Origin of the sequence: Enterobacter sp. FUJ80071, assembly GCF_038739915.1 — a bacterium.
In the GTDB taxonomy this organism is placed as follows: domain Bacteria; phylum Pseudomonadota; class Gammaproteobacteria; order Enterobacterales; family Enterobacteriaceae; genus Enterobacter; species Enterobacter kobei.
The window spans coordinates 2,490,642-2,507,598 of record NZ_JBBXKH010000001.1 but is presented as its reverse complement, the minus strand read 5'-3'; the positions used below and the strand labels follow the sequence as shown (position 1 = coordinate 2,507,598).

The 16,957-nt window shown below is 56.1% G+C and carries 14 protein-coding genes; 5 read left to right on the top strand and 9 right to left on the bottom strand.

Annotated features, from left to right (window positions below; all coding sequences use genetic code 11):
• The first annotated feature begins 36 nt into the window (after positions 1-36).
• On the top strand, positions 37-1,038 hold the full coding sequence (locus tag AAER43_RS12250; protein ID WP_023337344.1) for a Kdo(2)-lipid IV(A) acyltransferase: 1,002 nt from the start codon (positions 37-39) through the stop codon (positions 1,036-1,038).
• Between the two features lie 82 nt (positions 1,039-1,120).
• Here the strand turns inward: AAER43_RS12250 and AAER43_RS12245 are convergent, their stop codons facing one another.
• Entirely contained in the window at positions 1,121-2,617 is a 1,497-nt protein-coding gene (locus AAER43_RS12245; protein ID WP_014883930.1) for a PLP-dependent aminotransferase family protein, read from the bottom strand.
• Positions 2,618-2,781: 164 nt separating this feature from the next.
• Here AAER43_RS12245 and AAER43_RS12240 point away from each other — a divergent pair, with 164 nt between their 5' ends.
• Positions 2,782-3,237, top strand: coding sequence for a GNAT family N-acetyltransferase (locus AAER43_RS12240; RefSeq protein ID WP_023337343.1), 456 nt, complete (start codon positions 2,782-2,784; stop codon positions 3,235-3,237).
• Positions 3,238-3,299: 62 nt separating this feature from the next.
• On the opposite strand, the gene AAER43_RS12235 is transcribed toward AAER43_RS12240, so the two are convergent.
• A complete protein-coding gene (locus AAER43_RS12235; protein WP_014883928.1) occupies positions 3,300-3,599 on the bottom strand; it encodes a helix-turn-helix domain-containing protein in 300 nt (99 codons plus the stop codon).
• A 161-nt stretch (positions 3,600-3,760) separates the two neighbouring features.
• On the opposite strand from AAER43_RS12235, the gene fusA reads away from it, so the two are divergent.
• Positions 3,761-5,860 carry an elongation factor G gene (gene fusA, locus AAER43_RS12230; protein ID WP_032636425.1) on the top strand — a complete coding sequence of 700 codons (2,100 nt, stop codon included), beginning with the start codon at positions 3,761-3,763 and terminating at the stop codon, positions 5,858-5,860.
• Positions 5,861-5,895: 35 nt separating this feature from the next.
• Here the strand turns inward: fusA and AAER43_RS12225 are convergent, their stop codons facing one another.
• Positions 5,896-6,468 (bottom strand): flavin reductase family protein, encoded by a 573-nt coding sequence (locus AAER43_RS12225; RefSeq protein ID WP_050862007.1) that lies wholly within the window; start codon positions 6,466-6,468, stop codon positions 5,896-5,898.
• A 107-nt stretch (positions 6,469-6,575) separates the two neighbouring features.
• On the opposite strand from AAER43_RS12225, the gene nhoA reads away from it, so the two are divergent.
• Both nhoA and AAER43_RS12215 read left to right on the top strand, forming a co-directional pair.
• Complete coding sequence (gene nhoA / locus AAER43_RS12220; protein WP_050862008.1) at positions 6,576-7,421, top strand: N-hydroxyarylamine O-acetyltransferase; 846 nt, start codon at positions 6,576-6,578, stop codon at positions 7,419-7,421.
• 92 nt (positions 7,422-7,513) lie between these two features.
• Positions 7,514-7,963, top strand: coding sequence for a hypothetical protein (locus AAER43_RS12215; protein WP_032636427.1), 450 nt, complete (start codon positions 7,514-7,516; stop codon positions 7,961-7,963).
• A gap of 87 nt (positions 7,964-8,050) precedes the next feature.
• Here AAER43_RS12215 and narI read toward each other — a convergent pair whose 3' ends face one another.
• The 6 genes from narI to AAER43_RS12185 form a co-directional block, all read right to left on the bottom strand.
• Positions 8,051-8,731, bottom strand: coding sequence for a respiratory nitrate reductase subunit gamma (gene narI, locus AAER43_RS12210; protein ID WP_014883923.1), 681 nt, complete (start codon positions 8,729-8,731; stop codon positions 8,051-8,053).
• Positions 8,728-9,423, bottom strand: a complete 696-nt coding sequence (narW, locus tag AAER43_RS12205) for a nitrate reductase molybdenum cofactor assembly chaperone (RefSeq protein WP_014883922.1) — start codon at positions 9,421-9,423, stop codon at positions 8,728-8,730. Before narW ends, narI begins: the two co-directional genes overlap by 4 nt.
• The gene (gene narH, locus AAER43_RS12200) at positions 9,423-10,967 is read right to left on the bottom strand and encodes a nitrate reductase subunit beta (protein WP_032636429.1); all 1,545 of its coding nucleotides are present in this window, start codon (positions 10,965-10,967) and stop codon (positions 9,423-9,425) included. The genes narW and narH overlap by 1 nt, the downstream gene beginning before the upstream one ends.
• Entirely contained in the window at positions 10,964-14,704 is a 3,741-nt protein-coding gene (locus AAER43_RS12195; RefSeq protein ID WP_032636431.1) for a nitrate reductase subunit alpha, read from the bottom strand. Before AAER43_RS12195 ends, narH begins: the two co-directional genes overlap by 4 nt.
• Positions 14,705-14,771: 67 nt before the next feature.
• Positions 14,772-16,157 carry a NarK family nitrate/nitrite MFS transporter gene (locus tag AAER43_RS12190; RefSeq protein ID WP_014883919.1) on the bottom strand — a complete coding sequence of 462 codons (1,386 nt, stop codon included), beginning with the start codon at positions 16,155-16,157 and terminating at the stop codon, positions 14,772-14,774.
• Between the two features lie 209 nt (positions 16,158-16,366).
• Positions 16,367-16,942, bottom strand: a complete 576-nt coding sequence (locus AAER43_RS12185; RefSeq protein WP_014883918.1) for a TetR family transcriptional regulator — start codon at positions 16,940-16,942, stop codon at positions 16,367-16,369.
• Positions 16,943-16,957: the final 15 nt, after the last annotated feature.

The following is a 16,957-nucleotide window of genomic DNA, read 5'->3' as shown; positions in this document are numbered from 1 at the left end:
CAATTAAGGACAGCAACGTTAAAGGATAATTTTCTCATGACAAAATTACCCCGGTTTTCACCTGCCTTTTTCCATCCTCGATACTGGCTAAGCTGGACAGGCATCGCCGCGCTATGGCTCATTATGCTACTGCCTTATCCGCTGTTATTCAGAATTGGACATCGCCTCGGGCGGCTGGCTATGCGCCTTCTCCCTCGCCGCGTGGCGATTGCCCGCCGCAACCTTGAGCTATGCTTCCCGCAGATGAAAGCAGAGGAGCGTGAAGCCTTGCTGCAGCGTAACTTTGAATCCGTGGGGATGGGGGTAATTGAAACCGGCATGGCGTGGTTCTGGCCCGAGTGGCGGGTGCGTAAATGCTTTACCGTGCGCGGGTATGAGCATATGGAGCAGGCCAGGGCGCAAGGAAAGGGCGTGGTGCTGGTTGGCATGCATTTTCTCACCCTTGAACTGGGCGCGCGGATTTTTGGCATGCTCAACCCGGGGATTGGGGTTTATCGTCCGAATAATAATGCGTTGCTGGACTGGCTTCAGACGCGCGGGCGTCTGCGTTCTAATAAAACCATGCTGGACCGTCATGATTTAAAAGGGATGATCCGCGCCCTGAAGCAGAATGAGATTCTGTGGTACGCCCCGGATCACGACTATGGCAAGGCTAACAGCGTGTTTGCACCCTTCTTTGCTGTCCCGGATGCCGCAACCACGGCAGGGAGCTATATGCTGGTAAAAAGCGCTCAGCCCGCCGTGATTCCGTTCGTGCCGCGTCGCAGGGCGGACGGTACCGGTTACGAACTTATTATTCTTGAGGATATCAGCGCGTCGTTGCAGGGTGCTGACAAAGAGACGGTTGCAACGCAGATGAACAGGGCTATCGAGCGAGCCGTGCTGATGGCACCGGAGCAGTATATGTGGCTCCACCGACGCTTCAAAACGCGCCCGGAAGGCCAGCCGGACAGGTACGCCCGCCGCAAGAGCGTGGCATCGCGAGCTGATATTCTCTCCGCCGACGAGCTTACTGACCGCTCGGGCGTCCAGCACTAAGGGAGCATCCTGCCCTCACCATGCGGTGAGGGCCTGCGGTACGGCGCATAGTCCGCAGGCCACCAGGGCTGCTGTCGAGTATCTACAGTGGCGAGAGATAACAACATGACCGGAAAATTGCGGCCAGCTTTTTTACCGCGTCTTCTATTTCCCTTTCGGTGTAAGCGGCAAATCCCATTAAAAAACCGGTGGATACCGGGCTGACTGCATATAAGCCGGTAAGTCCTAATATATCAATATCAGCGCGACGGGCCGCGGCGGCAATATCCTTCTCGGATAACCCGTGCCTCAGGTGGCAAGGCATCTGCATGCCACCCGCTGGCGTTGCGTACACAACATAATCAGAAAGATACTCGTCCATCAGGCTGGCCAGTTTGTCGCGACGAGCAACATAAACGTTCCTCATCTTGCGAATATAGGCACCAAAATGGCCACCCTCCAAAAATTTAGCCAGCGTCAGTTGAGTTATTGATGCGGTATGGCCGTCCATTAATGTCCTGGCCATGGTAAAGGGCTCGGTCAGTTCTGAGGGGACGATCATGTACGCAATACGTAGCCCGGGGAACAGCGACTTGGTGAACGTGCCGATATAAATTGTCCGGTTGTAAGCATCCAGCCCCTGAAGGCAGGCCATAGGCTTTCCTTCATAGTGAAACTCACTGTCATAGTCATCCTCAATGATCCAGGCGGCGTGACGGTTTGCCCAGTCAATGACGGCCAGTCGTCGGTCAAGAGAGAGCGTCACCCCGGTTGGATACTGATGAGAAGGCGTAAGGTAGATAGCTCTGGCAGGTTCGGTTAGCGAATTAAGTGCGTCAACGGATATGCCTTTTTCATCAAGAGGAACCGGGACAGGGTGCAGTCCGGCAGCCTTAAACGCTTTGTGTGCCCCTTGATAGGTGGGATCTTCAATGACAATACTCTCCCCGTTGTCCAGCAGCACGTGTGAACAGAGCGCTAGCGCCTGTTGAGAACTTGTCAGAACGATCACCTGTTCTGCACTCGCACGTGTCCCGCGCTCAAGATTGACATATTCCGCGATGGCCCGCCGTAAGCGCTCCATGCCCTGCGGTGGACTTTGCTCCAGTATTTTGTGCTGATATTCCTTCAGGACCTGCCGCTGAAGACGCTCCCAGGTTGGAATGGGGAACAGGCGGGTTTCGGGGATACCGGGCGCCAGCGGACGTGGCGAAGAAAACTCGCGGATCCCGCCACTTTCATAGATGACCTTTCCACGGGCGCTAAGTTTTGCTTTTCGTGTTTCCGCGGTTGGCGGATGCTGTCGGATACGTGGTTTTAAAAACCGGGCGCTGGAAGAGACGAAGCTCCCTCTGCCTGTTTGCCGCTCAATAAAACCTTCTGCATGCAGGCTGGAATAGGCTGCTTCAACCGTATCCCGCGAAACATTCAATGAGGTAGCCAGCGCACGTGAAGCAGGAAGCGCCTTACCGTGCGACAAGGTCCCTTCAAGTATCAATGTGCGTATCGCTCTCTGGATCCTTTCATGAAGCGGTAGTGAACCGTTTGCAGGGTCGGAAATCCATGCCTTAACCGTTTCAAGCTGCGCGTGCTTAAACATTATGTTGTCCACTTTTCCCTCTGTATCCCTTGATTCTAAAGCAATAGTGCATGTAGCAGGATGAAAAATTGGTCTGCCTTTATGATGAGAATTGGCGGGGCAAAACGGGCCATTCAGCGAATACACTCTTCCTGAAACAAATACGGGATAAGCACAGAGGCAATATGAATAATACGAGCGTGACCATTGAGGCAGTTAAAGAACGTGATTTTGAAAGCTGGATGCCACTATGGAGAAAATATCAGGAATTTTACAACGTCGATCTATCCGGGGCAGTGACAGAACGAACCTGGCAACGATTTTTCAGCCCCGTTGAGCCAGTATTCTGCGTAGTGGCACGATGCAATGGAGAGGTGGTGGGGTTTGCGCATTATCTTTTTCACCGTTCGACCTGGTCCGAGAGCGATTATTGCTACCTCGAAGATTTATATGTCAGCGATGCAGCAAGGGGCAAACACACGGGCAAACAGTTAATAGAATATGTGCAGAGAGAAGCAAGAAAACATCACGCCAGCCATCTTTACTGGCATACGCATGAAGCCAATTATCGCGCGCAACGATTGTACGACTGGATTGCGAAAAAAAGCGGGATGATTGAATATCGTATGCACGTAAGATAAATCCCTTCGCTGTCCGTGTGCCCCTTAAATTTTTAAGGGGCATTAAACCAGACGTACTCTTATCATTTAGCCTGCAAAAGTATCTCCATCAGCCCTGGAAAACGGGTATCCAGATCGTCTCTTCGCAAAGAAATCATGTTTTCTCGTCCCTGCGGACGCTGCCAGATTACGCCGCTGTCCCGCAATACGCGCCAGTGGTGGGTCATGGTGGATTTCACCACATCTTCCGGGCGCAGCGCGTTACAGCTGAGTTCGTCGCCGTCGGCAAGTCGGCGGATAATTGACAGCCGGAGCGGGTTGCCGAGGGCAAACAGCACATTTTCCAGCAGTATTTGTTCAGTTTCAGGGTGGTTTGGGATCATCGTTTTCCTGCGTATGGCGTCAGATTGAGCTATATCAACAATAGGTCAACCCGTAAAAAATAGTTCGATAATACTCGTACAATAGGACTATTATAGCAAACGAACGAATACACGACCATCCCGGTCGTCACAGACAAGTCAGAAAGACTTAAGGAAATAGTATGCCCCGACCCATCCCTCTCGAACGTTATCGCAACATCGGTATCTCCGCGCATATCGATGCCGGTAAAACAACCACCACTGAGCGCATCCTGTTTTATACCGGGATGAGCCATAAGCTGGGTGAAGTACACGATGGCGCGGCAACCACTGACTGGATGGCGCAGGAGCAAGAGCGCGGGATCACGATTACCTCCGCAGCGGTCAGCTGCTTCTGGCCAGGCATGGACAGAGGGTTTGAACCGCACCGGATCAACATCATCGACACCCCGGGGCACGTGGATTTCACCATTGAGGTCGAACGTTCCATGCGCGTGCTCGACGGCGCGGTCATGGTGTATGACTCCGTGGGTGGCGTGCAGCCACAGTCGGAAACCGTCTGGCGTCAGGCGAACAAATACAAAGTTCCTCGCATTGCGTTTGTTAACAAAATGGACCGCCCGGGGGCAGATTTCTTCCGCGTGGTGCGGATGATGCAGGAACGCCTGAAGGCCAACCCGGTGCCGATTGTGATTCCGGTTGGCGCGGAAGAGCACTTCACTGGCGTGGTGGATCTCATCAAGATGCGCACCATTTTGTGGGATGATGCCACTCAGGGCATGGTGTTTACCTATGCACCCGTGCCGGATGATCTCGTCAGTACCGCCCAGGAATGGCGGGAAAAAATGGTCTCAGCCGCGGCGGAAGCCAGCGATGAGCTGATGGATAAGTACCTTGAAACGGGAGATCTGACGGAAGCGGACATGATTAAAGGCCTGCGTATCCGCACCATTTCTGGCGAAATCCAACCGATGCTGTGCGGCAGCGCGTTCAAAAACAAAGGCGTGCAGCGTATGCTTGATGCGGTGATTGAGCTGATGCCGTCCCCGCTGGACGTGCCGGCCATTGATGGCGTGGATGAAAAAGGGCAGCACGCGGAGCGTCATCCGAGCGATGATGAGCCGTTCTCCGCCCTGGCATTCAAGCTGATGAGCGACCCGTATGTCGGGCAACTGACCTTTATCCGCGTTTACTCTGGCGTGCTGCGTAAAGGTGATGCGGTCTATAACCCGGTGAAAGGAAAAAAAGAGCGCATCGGGCGTATCGTGCTGATGCACGCCAACGACCGTCACGAGGTGGATGAACTGCGCGCCGGGGACATCGCGGCCTGCGTTGGGCTGAAAGACGTGACCACCGGTGATACGCTGACCGACCCGAACGCCGTCATCACGCTTGAACGCATGGAGTTCCCGGATCCGGTTATCTCGCTGGCAATCGAGCCGAAAACCAAAGGCGATCAGGAGAAAATGGGGATCGCGCTGCAGCGTCTGGCAGCGGAAGATCCGTCGTTCCGTCTGCATACTGACGAAGAGTCCGGTCAGACCATTATTTCCGGAATGGGTGAGTTACACCTGGAGATTATCGTCGACCGTATGAAGCGTGAGTTTGGCGTCGAGGCGAACATTGGTCGTCCACAGGTGACCTACCGTGAAACCCTGCGTAAGGCGGTGAAGGATATCGAAGGTAAGTTTGTCCGTCAGTCCGGTGGTAAAGGGCAGTATGGCCATGTTGTCCTGAGCCTGGAGCCAACAGAACCTGGCAGTGGCTTTACGTTTGAGGATGCGACCAAGGGCGGCGTGGTGCCACGCGAGTATATCCCGTCCGTTGAGAAAGGGCTGCGGGAGGCCATGAACAGCGGTGTGCTGGCGGGCTATCCGGTTGTCGATGTTAAAGCGACGCTGACGTTTGGCTCGTACCACGATGTCGACTCGTCTGAGATGGCGTTCCGCATGGCGGCAATCCTTGGTTTCAAAGAGGGCGCTCGCAGGGCGGATCCGGTGATTCTTGAGCCGATCATGCACGTGGAGGTGGAAACACCGGAAGAGTACGCCGGTAACATCATGGGCGATCTCTCCTCCCGACGCGGCATGGTGCAGGGCATGGAAGAGCAGTACGGCAGCCAGATTATCCGCGCTGACGTGCCGCTGGCCGAGATGTTTGGCTACGCCACGACATTACGCTCGATGTCCCAGGGACGCGCGACGTATACGATGGAGTTCCATCATTTTGCGGAAGCACCGCGGAATGTTGCGGATGAGATTATTTCGAAGCGCGCGAAGTAGTACGTCAACCCTCTCTCTTATGGGGAGAGGGTTTTTCAATCCAGAGCCTTCACCATCTTCCCGCTCGTCACAAACGTCCCGGCCCCAAGATGATGCAGCGTATTCCGTTTATCCCCGTCAAACTGCCAGCGTCCGGCGACGAACGCGTGCTCATCTGCTGCCGCTGACACCACTTCGCCAAACAATGTGTCATATTTTTCCGCCGCGGAGGTAACGGGTAATAACCGGCACTCCATCCACGCCAGACATTTTTCTTCGATAACCGGCAGGCCGAGTTCAGGGCCGTTTACGACCGGAATGCCGTAGCAGTTGAATTTGTCCTCGTCGCGCCCGCTGACGCTACCGACCGCGTAAGTCCAGTTGGCCGCCGCTACGCCGGGAATGACAATCCCAAACTTTCCGCTGCGCTCAATCAGCTCGCGCGACCAGGTACTTTTGTCCACCACGATAGCGATGCGCGGCGGTTCAAACTCCACGGGCATTGACCATGCGGCGGCCATCACGTTCCGTCTGCCGAGAGATTCATCCCGACTGGTAATCAGTACGGTAGGACCGTGGTTCAGCAGGCGGCTGGCATGCCGTAATTCAACAGGGCGAAAGTGGCTCATAGGATCTCCTCATCTACACGATGAGTATGGCGAAAAAGCACGTAAATCAAAATGAATGCGCAAAATTAGTTTATAAACAGAACATCACCCTCAAAGGAAACTGATGCATGTCCCCATTTCTGACTGGCTATTTCGCGCGTATCGGCTGGACGCAACCCACACGGGTAGATATCGAAACCCTGCGCGCGCTGCATTTACACCACAACTGCGCCATTCCATTCGAAAATATTGATGTCGTCCTGCCGCGCGAAATTCATCTCGAAGATCAATGTCTGGAGGACAAACTGGTGACCGCGCGCCGTGGGGGATATTGCTTTGAGCAAAACGGCCTTTTTGAGCGAGTCTTGCGTGACGTCGGGTTTACGGTGCGCAGCGTGCTCGGGCGCGTGGTCCTGGCGAATCCGTCGCAGATGCCGCCGCGTACGCACCGCCTGCTGCTGGTCGAGCTTAACGGTGAACGCTGGATTGCTGACGTTGGGTTTGGCGGCCAGACGCTGACGGCGCCGATTCGTCTGCTGGCTAACGAAGAACAGGAAACGCCGCACGGGCAGTATCGTCTGCTGAGCGAGGGGAACGACTGGGTGCTGCAGTTCCGCCATCATGAACACTGGCAGTCGATGTATCACTTTGACCTGACGACGCAATATTTCAGTGATTATGTTATGGGGAACTTCTGGTCGGCGCACTGGCCGCAATCGCATTTCCGCCATCATCTGCTGATGTGCCGCCATCTGCCGGACGGCGGCAAGCTGACGCTGACCAACTTCAACTTCACCCACTGGCAGAATGGCCATGTGGAGGAGCAGATCCATTTGCCGGATGCAGAGGCGCTGTATCAGCTGATGCAGTCGCGGTTTGGTCTTGGGGTTGACGATCCGAAGCACGGCTTTACACTAGCAGAATTGACGGCGGTGATGGCGGGGTTTGATACGCATCCGCAGGCAGGAAAATAGCCCGGTGGCGGCTACGCCTTACCGGGCCTACATGGGTTCGAACGTAGGTCGGGTGAGGCGCCGCCACCCGACAACATAAAAGGCATACTGATATGGAAATCTTGATTCGGAATAAATTTAGTTCTGTGGGAATGTTGCTCGGTGTTATTGCGCTGCTTCTCTCCTTAGCTCAGTTCACCCTCGGTCCGTTTTCTTCAAAGTCGACAGCACTTGAAGTTGTTGTGGCTGAAAAGGTTTCGGCAGTAAAAAAAGGAATAATGGCTGGTTTAAAAGGAGAGCAGCCGATCGTTGAGACGAAAAAGAAACCAGTAGATATCGACCGGTTACTGATCGCCAGCGGAATAGTGTTGTCTGTCGTGTCGCTTGGACTTGCTTTCATTAGTGGCCTGCGTAAAGAGAACAAATGGACCGTGAGTGGGGCACTCTTTTTTTCCGGGGCCACGATCGCTTTTCATGCGGCGTTACTGGCTTTTGGTCTCATCATTGCGGTTTTAGTTCTGATGTTAGTTGTTTCAATCATAAGCGGAAGCACTCCGTTCTGACCTTATAGCCCGGTGGCGGCTACGCCTTACCGGGCCTGGAAGGGTTCGAACGTAGGTCGGGTAAGGCGTAGCCGCCACCCGACACATTCAGCGGCGCGATCTCACCACCTGATACCGCCGGGTAAAATACTCAAACGGCGCGCTCCAGACGTGGACCAGGCGGGTGAACGGGAAGATAAGGAAGATCGTCATTCCCAGCACCAGATGTACGCGGAAGATCGGTGCCACGCCGCTTAACATCTCCGACGAGCCGCCCTTAAACGTCACGATCCCCTGTGCCCAGCCGACCAGCTTCATCATCTCGCTTCCGTCCGGATACTGAGCGGAGAACGGAATGGTCGACAGCCCAAGAATGCACTGGATCAGCAGGATACTCATGATGATGATATCCGGCGTGGTGGACGTTGCACGCACGCGCTGGTTGAACAGGCGGCGGATCAGCAGCATTGACCCACCGATGAGTGTCAGCACGCCGCAAATCCCGCCCGCAATCATAGCCAACTGCTGTTTAACCGCGACGGGCAAAAACCAGGCATACATCCAGTGCGGGGTTAACATGCCGAACAGGTGGCCGAAGAAAATCCCCAGGATCCCGATGTGAAACAGGTTAGAAGCCCAGTTCATACCGCGTTTGCTGAGCATCTGGCTCGACGAGGCGCGCCAGGTGTACTGCCCGTAGTCGTAACGCAGCCAGCTGCCGAGGAAAAAAACGGTGGCGCAGATGTAGGGGTAAATGTCATAGAAAAACACGTTCAGGTAATGTGTCATTTTGGGCCTCCGGCACTGACGTCCACGTACTGCGGCGCGACGTCCTGGCTAAAGCGTCGTTGATAGTGCTGCATCGGCGAGCTGTCGCACGATGTGGCGTTGTCTTCGATAAACTTCACCTGTTCCTCTTCCCACACGGCATCCAGCGCCTGGCGGGTGTCGTCGCGTTTCTCGCCTGACACCTGTTGAGTGACACTGTCACTTGAAAGGCGGCTTCCGGCGAGGGCGAGCAGGGCGTCAAACAGCTGATAATGCGCCACGCCGCGCTGTTTCAGACGACCGCCAACCAGGGCGAGGATTGGCGCGACGTTCTGCAATCCCTCACGCGCTTCGTCGTCGGTTACGATGCTGAGATATTCCAGATAGAGCGGCAGGTAATCCGGTAGTTCACGGCAGTCCAGCACCAGGCCCGCTTTTTCATACTGACTCATCAGGTCAACCATCGCCTGGCCGCGATCGCGGGATTCGGCGTGAACGTGCTCGAACAGCAGCAGCGAAGTCGCGCGCCCGCGTTCGAACACTTCACACCACTCGGCCTGTTTATCCAGCAGCGGGGCGCTCAGGTGCTGTCGGGCAAACGGCAGCAGCATGGGCGCGTCCTGCGCAATCAACGAGAGCGCTTCATCACGGTTCTCCCACAGCGTGTCATCGGGATACTCAATCAGCAGCGCGACGATCTTGAGGATCTGCATTATTCTCCCTCCCCATGTTCGCGCACCTCGGTAATGTTGATGGCATCGATGCGGCTGCTGTTGAAGAGGTTGAATTTGGTGTCGGAGCCGTGGCAACCGTCACCAAAGGTGAAGCCGCAGCCGTTTTTCTCCGGGAACGCGTCGCGCGCCATTTCACGGTGGCTGGTGGGGATCACGAAGCGATCTTCGTAATTCGCAATAGCCAGATAGCGGTACATCTCCTCAACCTGCGCTTCGGTCAGGCCGACTTCTTCGATGGCGCGAGTATCGGTCACGCCTTCCACGGTCTGGGAGCGTTTGTAGTGGCGCATCGCCATCATACGTTTCAGAGCACGCAGCACCGGGCCTGGGTCACCTGCGCTAAGCATATTTGCCAGATACTGCACCGGGATGCGCAGGCTTTCGACAGCAGGCAGTACGCCATCACTCTGCGGCAGGCCGCCGGCATCCGCGTAGGACTGAATCGGTGACAGCGGTGGCACGTACCAGACCATCGGCAGGGTGCGGTATTCCGGGTGCAGCGGCAGAGCCAGCTTCCAGTCCATCGCCATTTTATAAACAGGCGATTTTTGCGCTGCCTCAATGACGTTCGCCGGAATGCCCTGTTTCAGCGCTTCTTCGATGACCGCCGGATCGTGCGGGTTCAGGAACACGTCGCACTGACGTTCGTACAGATCGGTTTCGTGCTCGGTGCTGGCCGCTTCTTCAATGCGGTCCGCGTCGTACAGCAGCACGCCGAGATAGCGAATACGCCCGACGCAGGTTTCTGAGCAAACGGTCGGCTGGCCGGACTCAATGCGCGGGTAGCAGAAGATGCATTTCTCGGATTTACCGCTCTTCCAGTTAAAGTAGATTTTCTTGTACGGACAACCACTGATGCACAAACGCCAGCCGCGGCACTTGTCCTGGTCAATCAGCACAATGCCGTCCTCTTCGCGCTTGTAGATGGCACCGCTCGGGCAGGTGGCGACGCAGCTCGGGTTCAGACAGTGCTCGCACAGGCGCGGCAGGTACATCATGAAGGTATTTTCAAACTGGCCGTACATCTCCTTCTGGATCTTCTGAAAGTTGCGGTCGCGGGCGCGCTTTTCGAACTCACCGCCCAGCAGCTCCTCCCAGTTAGGCCCCCAAACGATTTTATCCATCCGCTTGCCGTCAATCAGCGAGCGAGGGCGAGCGGTAGGGAGATGATCCCCTTCCGGGGCGCGATGCAGGTCCTGATAATCAAAGGTGAAGGGTTCATAGTAATCGTCAATTTGCGGCAGAACAGGGTTAGCGAAAATTTTCGACAGAACGCCCATTTTGCCGCCGAGACGCGGGGTCAGTTTGCCGTGGATCCCGCGGATCCAGCCGCCTTGCCACTCATCCTGGTCTTCCCAGTTTTTTGGATAGCCAATGCCCGGCTTGGTTTCGACGTTGTTGAACCACGCATATTCCATGCCTTCACGCCCGGTCCAGACGTTCTTACAGGTGACCGAGCAGGTGTGGCAGCCGATGCATTTATCGAGATTCAGAACCATGCCAACCTGTGAGCGTATTTTCATTTTTTCGTCTCCTGTACCTGATCCCGACCTTCGCCATCCAGCCAGTTAATGTTTTTCATTTTGCGGATCATGATGAATTCGTCGCGGTTCGAGCCGACGGTGCCGTAATAGTTAAAGCTGTACGCCAGCTGCGCATAGCCGCCGATCATGTGCGTCGGTTTCGGGCAGACGCGGGTAACGGAGTTGTGGATCCCCCCGCGCCGGCCGGTCACTTCAGAGCCCGGAATGTTCAGAATGCGCTCCTGAGCGTGGTACATCATGGTCATGCCCGGCGGCACGCGCTGGCTGACTACCGCGCGGGCGGTGAGGGCGCCGTTAGCGTTAAAGGCTTCGATCCAGTCGTTGTCCTCAATGCCCAGCTCACGCGCGTCGGTTTCGCTTATCCAGACAATCGGCCCGCCGCGCGACAGGGTCTGCATCAGGAGGTTTTCGCTGTAGGTGGAGTGAATGCCCCATTTCTGATGCGGCGTCAGGAAGTTAAGCGCTTTTTCCGGGAAGCCGTTCGGCGGGATCTCGCGCATATGGCTCACGCTACGGGTATCAATCGGCGGACGGTAGGCCACCAGACTCTCCCCGAAAGCACGCATCCACGGGTGATCCTGATACAACTGCTGACGACCGGAAAGGGTGCGCCAGGGGATTAGCTCATGAACGTTGGTATAACCCGCGTTATAGGAGACATGCTCGCTCTCAAGACCGGACCAGGTTGGGCTGGAGATGATTTTGCGCGGCTGCGCCTGGATGTCGCGGAAGCGAATTTTCTCGTCTTCTTTGTTCAGCGCCAGATGCGTGTGGTCACGTCCGGTCAACTCCCCAAGCGCTTGCCAGGCCTTAACCGCCACCTGACCGTTGGTTTCCGGCGCGAGGGCGAGGATCACCTCTGAAGCGTCAATGGCGGTTTCAATCCGCGGACGACCTTTTGCCGGGCCGTCGGGCTTGACGTAATTGAGCTTGCCGAGGAAATCGACCTCGTTCTGGGTATTCCACGATATGCCTTTTCCGCCGTTACCGAGCTTGTCCATCAGGGGGCCAAGAGACGTAAAGCGCTCGTAAGTTTCCGGGTAGTTTCGCTCAACGACCGCAATGTTTGGCGCGGTTTTGCCGGGGATCAAATCGCATTCACCTTTGCGCCAGTCCTGGATATCAAACGGCTGAGAGAGTTCCGCCGGAGAGTCGTGCTGCAACGGTTGCAGAACCACGTCGGTTTCGGTGCCCAGGTGACCGACGCACACCTCGGAGAAGACCCTGGCGATGCCTTTGTAGATCTCCCAGTCGCTGCGCGATTCCCACGCCGGATCGACGGCGGCGGAGAGCGGGTGAATAAACGGGTGCATGTCCGAGGTATTCATATCGTCTTTTTCGTACCAGGTGGCAGTCGGCAGGACGATATCGGAGAACAGACAGGTGCTGGACATGCGGAAGTCGAGCGTCACCAGCAGATCGAGTTTGCCCTCGATGGCAGCGGTTTGCCATTCGACCTCTTCAGGCTTCACGTCGTCTGTGGAACCCAAATCTTCACCCTGAATGCCGCTCTCGGTGCCGAGCAGGTATTTCAGCATGTACTCGTGACCTTTCCCGGACGAGCCAAGAAGGTTAGAGCGCCAGACAAACAGGTTACGCGGGTGGTTCTTGCCGTTATCGGGTTGCTCGCAGGCGAAGCGAACGTCACCCGATTTTAGCCCCTGAACGGTGTAGTCCTGCGGCGTCATGCCCGCCGCATCGGCACGTGCCTTAATGTGCAACGGGTTCAGGTTGAGCTGCGGCGCCGAGGGCAACCAGCCCATGCGCTCGGCGCGAACGTTGAAGTCGATCAGGTGCCCGGTAAATTGGGTGGCATCGGCCAGCGGGGAGAGGAGCTCCTGCGCGGTCAGCTTCTCATAGCGCCACTGGCTGGCGTGGTTGTAAAAGAATGACGTGCTGTTCATCTGACGTGGCGGGCGGTTCCAGTCCAGCGCAAAGGCCAGCGGCAGCCAGCCGGTTTGCGGACGCAGTTTCTCCTGGCCCACATAGTGCGACCAGCCGCCACCGCTCTGCCCGACGCAGCCGCAGAAGACCAGCATGTTGATCATCCCGCGGTAGTTCATGTCCATGTGGTACCAGTGATTCACCCCGGCACCGAGGATAATCATCGACCGCCCGTGCGTTTTGTGCGCCGTGTCGGCAAACTCGCGGGCGATTTTTTCAATCAGATACGCGGGTACGCCGGTGATCTGCTCTCCCCAGGCGGGAGTGTAGGCTTTGATCTGGTCATAGCTGTCTGCGGCGTTACTGTCCTGCAGACCACGATCGAGGCCGTAGTTCGCCAGCACCAGATCGTAAACGCTGACCACCCGTTTCTCGCGACCGTCGGCGAGCGTCAGGGTTTTGCTCGGCACGCGGCGCGTCAGCACCGGCTCCTGCTTCACGCTGCGAAAATGCGGGTTCTCATTACCGCCAAAGTAGGGGAAGGCGACATCTGCGACGCTATCGTGCGTAATCAGCAGGGAGAGGGTCAGCTCGCTTTCATGGCCTGCCGCCCGGGGCTCCAGGTTCCATTTGCCTTTTTCTCCCCAGCGGAAGCCGATGGAACCGTTTGGCACCACCAGGTTCCCGGCAATATCAAAGGCGACCGTTTTCCATTCAGGATTATTGGCTTCACCCAGCCCGTCGACAAGGTCTGAGGCCCGCAGCATCCGCCCCGGTACGACGCGACCATCGGCCTGTTCGTCCAGCAGGACCAGCATCGGCATGTCGGTGTAGCGGCGGCAGTAGTTGAGGAAGTAGTCGCTCGGGTTATCGAGGTGGAACTCTTTAAGGATCACATGGCCCATTGCCATGGCGAGAGCGCTGTCGGTGCCCTGTTTAGGCGCCAGCCACTGGTCGCTCAGCTTCGCGACTTCCGAGAAGTCCGGCGTAATGGCGACGGTTTTGGTGCCTTTGTAGCGCACCTCAGTGAAAAAGTGGGCGTCCGGGGTACGCGTCTGCGGCACGTTCGAGCCCCAGGCAATGATGTAGCTGGAGTTATACCAGTCTGCTGATTCCGGCACATCGGTCTGCTCACCCCAGGTCATTGGGGAGGCCGGAGGCAGATCGCAGTACCAGTCATAAAAGCTCAGGCAGGTGCCGCCCAGCAGCGAGAGATAGCGGGTCCCGGCGGCGTAAGAGACCATCGACATCGCCGGGATAGGGGAAAAACCGGCGACGCGATCGGGGCCATAATTTTTGATGGTCCAGACGTTGGCGGCGGCAATCAGCTGGTTCAGCTCTTTCCAGTTTGAGCGGATAAAACCGCCTTTTCCGCGCGCTTTCCTGTAGCTCTGCGCTTTCTGCGGATCGTTCTGAATGGCATCCCAGGCCAGCACCGGATCGGTATGCTGCGCCAGCGCTTCTCGCCAGAGTTCAATTAACCTGCGGCGCACCAGCGGGTATTTGAGACGGTTGGCGCTGTAGAGATACCAGGAATAGCTTGCGCCACGCGGGCAGCCGCGCGGTTCGTGGTTGGGCAGGTCAGGGCGGGTGCGTGGATAGTCGGTTTGCTGGGTTTCCCAGGTCACCAGGCCATTTTTGACATAAATCTTCCAGCTACAGGAGCCGGTACAGTTCACGCCGTGGGTGGAGCGCACAATCTTGTCGAACTGCCAGCGCTGACGATAGCTGTCTTCCCAGTCGCGGTTGGTGTGATACACCTGCCCGTGCCCATCGGCGAAACTGTCGCCTTTAGTTTTGAAGTAACGAAAGCGGTCCAACAGTTTGCTCATGACATTTCTCCTGCTTCGATAGCATGGCCGGAGGGGGTTGCATCCCGCTCCGGCAAAGAGGTCGTTATTATTTTTGTGACGATTTGCGGCCGTACACCAGCCAGGTGACAAGGACACAGACGATGTAAAACACGAGGAACACTTTCATGGCCCCGACCGGCGATCCGGTCATCGCCAGCGAGGTACCAAACGCTTTGGGAATGAAGAAGCCGCCCACGGCGCCGATGGCAGAGATAAAGCCCAGCGCGGCCGCTGTTTCGGTCACCGCTTCATGCTGCGCCTGCTCGTCCGTGCCGCCCTGCTTTTTGACGCGGTCGAGGGTAATTTGGCGGAAAATAATCGCGATCATCTGGAAGGTGGAGCCGCTGCCCAGTCCGGCAGTGAGGAACAGCCCCATAAACACCAGATAGAAGGCGAAGAAACTGCCTGAACCTGAGCCCGGAAGCGTCAGGAAAATCAGGGCGCTAAAAATCGCCATAAAGACGAAGTTGATCAGCGTCACCCGCACGCCGCCCAGTTTGTCGGAGATCATCCCGCCCGCCGAGCGGGCCAGCGCGCCGATCAGGGGACCAAAGAAGGCGAGGTGCAGGATGTTCACGTCCGGAAACTGGGTTTTCGACAGCATGGCAAAGCCCGCCGAGAAACCGATAAATGAGCCGAAGGTCGCCAGATAGAGCAGGCTTAGCAGCCAGAGGTGAAAGCGTTTCAGGACCGGAAGCTGGCTGGCGATGGAGGCCTTTGAGCTGGCAATATCGTTCATGCCAAAAAACGCCGCAATGGTTGCCAGCAGCAGGAGGGGGGCCCAGATCCAGGCCGCGTTTGCCAGCCACATCGTCGAGCCATCCTCCTGTGGCACACCATGCACGCCGAGGAAGGTGAACATCGGGAGGAAAATGACCAGCGGCGCAACCAGCTGCATCACGCTGACGCCCAGGTTGCCCAGCCCGCCGTTGATGCCCAGCGCGCTGCCCTGTCTGGATTTCGGGAAGAAAAAGCTGATGTTGCCCATGCTCGATGCGAAGTTAGCGCCAGCAAAACCGCAGAGCAGGGCAATGATGATAAAGATCCAGTACGGCGTCGCGGGGTTTTGAATGGCAATTCCCAGCCACACGCAGGGGATAATCAGGATGACGGTACTCAATACCGTCCAGTAACGCCCACCGAATATCGGTACCATAAACGAGTAGGGGACGCGCAATATCGCACCGGAGAGAGAAGGTAATGCTGTTAGCATAAAAAGCTGATCGGTGGTGAAATTAAATCCGACTTTATTCAGGTTGACGGCGATGGCGCTAAATAACATCCAGACGCAAAACGCTAATAGCAGGCAAGCCACAGAAATCCATAGATTTCTTCGTGCGATATGTTTTCCTTTATTCTCCCAGAATTGCGCGTTTTCAGGTTTCCAGTTACTCAACAGATGCGGATTATTCTTTTCACTTTGTTGCGACATAGCGCCCTCTTGCTTACCTTAATGGAAAGAAAAAAGAAGTAAAAACAAAAAGATGAGTGAGAATTTGCTGTTGGATTTATTGGATGTTTTGGGATGCATCTGAAAGGATAGATAAAAAAGCGCGCCCCTGAGGTGAGAATGGAAATTGCGGAGCGCTTAATATGTTACCAATTGTAAGTGTTGCGGGAATTAATACTCCGGAAGGAGTATTAAAACAATTCCAGCGTGATAAGTTTGTCGAGATGTTTATTTAGCGCCGCATCGTCCATTTCCGGCATATTTAATACGGTGATCCCATCCAGGCCGCAAACCAGCCCTATCAAACGCCAGGCAATATTTTCCGCCCGATCGGTGAGTGTGAATGCCCTTGCTTCCGCCCCGGCACGGATAATAACCACCGTCTCGTGATGCCACATCTCCATGGTCAGGACATAAGCCGCTTTGATCTCGGGATCCCGGCTGGCGAGAATTTGCGCTTCCCGCCACAGTCGGATATAAGGCTCAAACTTACCGTCGTCGCTGCCGAGCATGCTGTGCAACCGTTCCCGCCAGGTGGCACGTTCATCCGCTACGTCGGCATCTAATAGTTCGCGGATCAGGCGAACGAATGCCAGCGATTTCAACTCACCGCCGGAGGCAAAGTGGTGATGCACCTGCCCGGTAGCGACGCCCGCTTCAGTCGCAATGCGCCGCACCGTCATCGCCGCCAGCCCCTCGGCGAGCGCCACGCGCATGGCGGCCTGTAAGATTGCTTCCCGCCGTTCATCCTTGCTCAGATATCGCATGTTTACTCACTCTCA